Source organism: Halomonas sp. PBN3, from assembly GCF_000475415.1.
Classification (GTDB): Bacteria; Pseudomonadota; Gammaproteobacteria; order Pseudomonadales; family Halomonadaceae; genus Halomonas; species Halomonas shengliensis.
The window spans coordinates 1-5,071 of the sequence record NZ_AXCA01000054.1 but is presented as its reverse complement, the minus strand read 5'-3'; the positions used below and the strand labels follow the sequence as shown (position 1 = coordinate 5,071).

The following is a 5,071-nucleotide window of genomic DNA, read 5'->3' as shown; positions in this document are numbered from 1 at the left end:
CAGTCATCCTGACACTGGGGGTGCCGTTGCGGTCACGCACCTTGGGTACCTGCACGCTGACATCACCGATCCCCGTCTGGACCGTGCGTTCAGGCAGGTAGCCGTTGCGGACCACCGCACGGCGACCATCCTCCAGCGTCTTGTCGGCAAATTGCTCCAGGAAAGTGGTCAACTCCGCCTCCACGGCCTTGGCGATCAGGTCTCGGGCTCCTTTGCGCAGCAGCTCATGCAGCGGGTCTGTGATGCCGGCGTCTGGCTGCGTCACGTCTTGGAAGGTAGAATCTGTCATGGCGTATCCACTCGTGTTGGTTGAGATCTTGGTTGTGATCAATCAACAGGATACGCCACCCTTCCTACTTCCTCCCATATCCCGATCCCCGGATAGCGGGTGATAGAACCGCCCGGTTACCGGTACTGGGTGCCCGACTTCCCGAATGACGTCGCCACCAGGCTTGATGGCGAACATTACCGCGCTGACTTGGTGACTGACGGCGCGCTTACGGGTGGCACTGTCGCCAGTCGCGCAGGGGGCGCTGGTGACCCTGGTCACCAGAATCGCGCTACGCCTGACTCAAGACCGGTTGTGGACTACTCCAGCTGGAGGCTGGCGTGCAGTAGCCAGTCGAGCCGAAAGGCGTTCTTGGAGAAGTCCAGACGCCAACGGCGTCCGGTGTGCACGAGGCGTGCGACGGCGCGGATGCCGTAGCGAATCAGCGGACGAAGGCCATGCCGGCGGGCATCGTGGGGCAGCACGCGATACTGCATACCACGCAGCAGCATCTGCGCGAGTTGCCCGCACAAATAGAACGCCTGGTTGGCCTGGAAACGCCGGCACGGTGGATGATGCAGGTCCATGTCGATCAGCGGGCCTTTGAAGGCGTTTTCCTGACCCTGCTTGCCGCGGTGCCTGGCGACAAGCTCGGCCAGCGGCAGGTCATCCCGGGAGACCAGGATGATGGTGTCGACCGGGAACAGCGCCTTCTGGCGCCCTTCCTTCCAGCGACGCACGACGACATAGGCTTGCTCTGCCGGCCAGCCTGCTGGCCGGTGATAGGCCAGCGTCGCCGTTTCACCGCCACCGATGTCCGTCCAGGCGGATTCAGGTAGCCCTTCCAGGGAGTCGAGAATCGGCCGCCGATAGCCGTCATTCGTCACGCTGATGGAGTAGTCCCAGCCCCGCTCACGGCAGAAGCGGATCAGGTCACCCCGGTAGTAGGCGTTATCGGCATGCAGCCAGACCGGGTGGCGATCGCTGAGCAGCGGCGCGACATCGTGCGCCAGTTGCTCACGCCAGCCGGCGGCGACGTCGACACCGCCAGGATGCAGGCGGCCACTGGCCCAGAGACCACCGACGAAGACGCCGTGAAGCCAGTATTGCAGCGACCCGTCATAGCCCTTGCCAGCGCCCTCGAATAACCGGCCATCGACTTCGATGGCGGTGCCATCCACGAACACCGGCACATAGCCCAGCGTCTCGACCTGATGCGCCAGGATCGTTGGTGCCACCTGTCGCGCCAGGTGGCGAGCGATACTCTGGAGGGACTGCAGCTGGGTTTCCCCCATGCGGGTCAGATATTCGCCGAGGCGGCGTCCCGACGGTACCGTGCCGAGACCCAACAGCTGCGCCGTGGCGGGATCCTGGCGCAGCGCATCCAGGTCCGAGAGCGCGCCATTACCGGAGGCCAACGACGCGACCAGGCTCCATAGCATCTCGGCGTCACTGGCACCGCGCCGGCGTTGCTTGAGACGGATCCGCTGGGCGATCTGCTCCAGCAGACCGGTTTCCCGAGCCAGTTGGGCGAGGAAGGCCAGCCCCCCTTGGCCGGTGAGCTGAGCATCGGTGAAGTCGATGTCGACGGGAACGGGTTGAGGCGTTACCTTGGCCATCGGCGCACCTGCTGGGTGAGTGTTGTGAGGATTTGGTCGTTTTCACACACATCCCAACAGGCTGCGCCTTTTTCGTTCAAGGCCTTGCTACGTGATGACTGCTATCCGGGGATGGGGATTCCTCCCATACACCAGACTTGAGCTTAACTCTACATACAACTATTATCCTGAAACAAGGAGGATTAATGGCTAAAAAATCTTCCAGCAAGCCACGCACCCTCGTCTACTCCTGTTCCGGCTGCTCCGACGTGGCCCAGCTTGCCAATGAAACTGCCATACGTCTTGATCACTCCGGTGTGGCGGAAATGTCCTGTATCGCCGGCGTCGGCGGCGGTGTGCCAGGACTGGTAAAGGTCGCCCGCTCGGGACGCCCGATCGTCGCCATTGACGGCTGCCAGATGCACTGCGTTACCCACTGCCTGGAAAAGGCCGGCGTCACAGCCACCGAACACGTCAAGCTCTACGAGAAGGGCTACAAGAAGCGGCGCGGCCAGCGCTTTGGCGATGAGACCATCGCCGAGGTGTGTCACGATGTCGGCGACATCATCGCGCGGATACCCATGGATGCGGAAACGCGCTGCGCCTGATCCAGGCGGTCACATCCGAGTACCCTGACACCCCTCGTCCAATCGGGCGAGGGTTCTAAGGCCACCCTCAGAACCTTCCTGTATCGACACGCCTACCTGGCTGTAGCTCCAAGGGGATCGACCATTCTTCATGGCGGAGCCGAGGATTGGAGGGGGCTGCTTGCTCACGAGGTGATGGAATCAGGCAGGTTTAGGTAGTTCTCCTCTCACTATCAGTGGCTCGACATCAAACCGGTAATGAGTGATCAGTCTCTCCCCCTCGAGTCCGGTGACATTGAACTCCACGCCGTCGGGCGTCTCGCGAGACATGACGGAATAGCTGGCGTCAGGCTGATCGGGTCGCACGGCGTGAGGCGTCAGAATCGCCACATTGCATTCACCGCGATCCTGCCCGGCGGTTTGGGCCAAATGCGGGTAGCGCTCATGAAAGGGTCGCATCCGGGCCGAGCGAAATTCTGCAACGTCCATCTCCCGCTTTCGCATGCCATCGCCCACCATCTGACAGAATCGATAATCCTCCGGGCTCGTCAACTGCTCTTGATGCGTGTCCCAGACAGCATGATCCAGCTGAACCCCCTCGCCGGCATAATCGGCTTGAAACAGGATATAGCTCTTCCTGATGGGCTTGGGTGGCCTGATCGTCTGATCGTGGAGAAAACGTAGCTGGTAGTACGCCTTCTCGCTGAGGCAGGTCGCTGGCGCGCGGCTACCGTACAGGATGCCCGGCTGCAGCATCGTCCCGAACCGGGAAGCATGGTTCAGGGATGGGTATCGGAATGGCCGGGCCAGCAACAGGTCAAGGCGCTCGGTACCCGGCAACAGGTTTTTCCTTTCCGCGTGCTCCTCAAGCATGGCATTGAGCGCAATGATGTCAGCAGGGTCGTTGAGCCGCTTGGCATGGCTGATGTCATCTTCGTCAATTGGTCGCGTCACGCGAAAGAAACGACCGAAAAGACTGGCCCGATTTTCCTGCAATAGACGATCGATACTGTCGTGCCTCAAGGACGATCCCTCAGGCTCTCCAGGTAGTGAACGACTTCAGTGAGGCCAATGATCGTCTTGATCCGCTCTTTTGGCGAAGCCCCCGCGATAGCCTCATTAGGCGACCCGAGCCAATGACGCATCAGTTCTTCGTCCCAGCCCGTCAAGCTACCGAGAGCGCGGTACGCTCTGATCAGCAGCAGGCTCAGCTCCCCTGACTTGGAGGCGGGGTCGACTCCCTTGCGCATGATACTGGTGCGATGTCGACCCACGATGGTTTCGAGTTCACTAAAGGAAACACCCAGTTCCTGGGCTGCACTGACCAGAGCGTCACCAAGAACGGTTCGAGGGGACTTCTCTTCGGTGCTGCTGTGTTTAGGTGAGGCGACTGCGGTATGCATGGCGGGATCCTGTGCTTTTGCTCTCATAATAGCACATTCAGGGCCTTCGCACGCACCTATCTTCCATAAATACCCGCTTGCCAATGCCTGGTGGCCTGGTCAGCGCATCCATTGACGACGTGGCTCGAGTATCGTGCCACGTCGTGATTTTGGCTACTGATCGATATCCAGCTGCGGCCGCGGGGTCTCCGCCGTGCTGGGAGGCAGGACGGGGTACTCCACGCGTGGTTGCTCGCCGGTCAGGCTATGCAGGAAGGCGGTAAGGGTCATGACCTCATCATCGTCCAGCTGGATGCCGAGCTGGGCGGAGCCCATCACTGCCACGGCCTGCTGCAAGTCCCAGGCCTTGCCGCTATGAAAGTACGGGGGCGTCAATTCGATATTGCGCAGGCTCGGCACCTTGTAGACGTATTCATCCGAGACGGACTGGGTCACCTCGAAGCGCCCCTTGTCCTCCGGCGGCAGGAAATCGGCACCAGGGTTTTCCACCACCCCGAAGGGCTGGTACTGGTTACCACCGAGGTTGACGCCGTTATGACAGGCGGCGCAGCCCTTGTCCATGAATAGTGCGAGCCCATCCTTCTGCTGCTCATCCAGGGCGTCGGCATCCCCCTTCAGGTACTGGTCGAAGGGTGCATTGGGGGTGATCAGCGTGGCCTCGAACAGCGCGATGGCATCCTGCACATTATCGATATTGATGGGATCCTCCGCGTCGGGAAAAGCCTCCTCGAAAAAAGCTTGATAGCCGGGAATGGCCTCGAGCATCTCCACCGCATGCTCGTGGGTGGTGGCCATCTCCACCGGATTGACCAGAGGACCGCCCGCCTGTTCGGCGAGATCCGCGGCGCGCCCATCCCAGAACTGGGCCGTATTGAAGACCGCATTGAGCACCGTGGGCGAGTTGCGACCGCCAAGCTGCCAACGGTGGCCCACCGAGGTTTCCAACATATCGACTCCACCGAGCCCCACCAGGTGGCAGGAATTACAGCTGATGGTATGGCTTTCGGAGAGCCGAGGCTCGAAATAGAGCATCTTGCCGAGCTCCACCTTGGCCGGCGAACTGGGATTACCTTCCAGTTCCGGAGGGCCATCGGGAATCGGCTTGAATCTTCATACGACCCACTGCCTTGCTCCTGTATTGGTGCATAACGACCTTACACGAAACTTAAGAACAGAATTTTGCTAACCGAACGGCCCTAGTCGGGTAGACCGGGC

6 protein-coding genes are annotated in these 5,071 nt (G+C 60.8%); 1 reads left to right on the top strand and 5 read right to left on the bottom strand.

Annotation, left to right across the window (positions count from 1 at the left end):
• Positions 1-289 (bottom strand): transposase (locus tag Q673_RS22590; protein WP_023004925.1); only part of this gene is annotated, 289 nt, incomplete at its 3' end.
• Between the two features lie 299 nt (positions 290-588).
• A complete protein-coding gene (locus Q673_RS22585) occupies positions 589-1,887 on the bottom strand; it encodes an IS1380 family transposase (RefSeq protein ID WP_023004924.1) in 1,299 nt (432 codons plus the stop codon).
• A 185-nt stretch (positions 1,888-2,072) separates the two neighbouring features.
• Here Q673_RS22585 and Q673_RS22580 point away from each other — a divergent pair, with 185 nt between their 5' ends.
• Positions 2,073-2,474: a putative zinc-binding protein gene (locus Q673_RS22580; RefSeq protein ID WP_023004923.1), complete on the top strand. Its 402-nt coding sequence runs from the start codon at positions 2,073-2,075 to the stop codon at positions 2,472-2,474.
• A 180-nt stretch (positions 2,475-2,654) separates the two neighbouring features.
• Here the strand turns inward: Q673_RS22580 and Q673_RS35495 are convergent, their stop codons facing one another.
• The 3 genes from Q673_RS35495 to Q673_RS22570 all read right to left on the bottom strand — a co-directional run bounded on the left by Q673_RS35495 (position 2,655) and on the right by Q673_RS22570 (position 4,903).
• Entirely contained in the window at positions 2,655-3,476 is an 822-nt protein-coding gene (locus Q673_RS35495; RefSeq protein ID WP_152527070.1) for an RES family NAD+ phosphorylase, read from the bottom strand.
• Positions 3,473-3,856, bottom strand: coding sequence for an MbcA/ParS/Xre antitoxin family protein (locus tag Q673_RS22575; protein ID WP_023004921.1), 384 nt, complete (start codon positions 3,854-3,856; stop codon positions 3,473-3,475). Before Q673_RS22575 ends, Q673_RS35495 begins: the two co-directional genes overlap by 4 nt.
• Before the next feature lie 153 nt (positions 3,857-4,009).
• Positions 4,010-4,903, bottom strand: a complete 894-nt coding sequence (locus Q673_RS22570; RefSeq protein ID WP_023004920.1) for a cytochrome-c peroxidase — start codon at positions 4,901-4,903, stop codon at positions 4,010-4,012.
• Between the last annotated feature and the right edge of the window lie 168 nt (positions 4,904-5,071).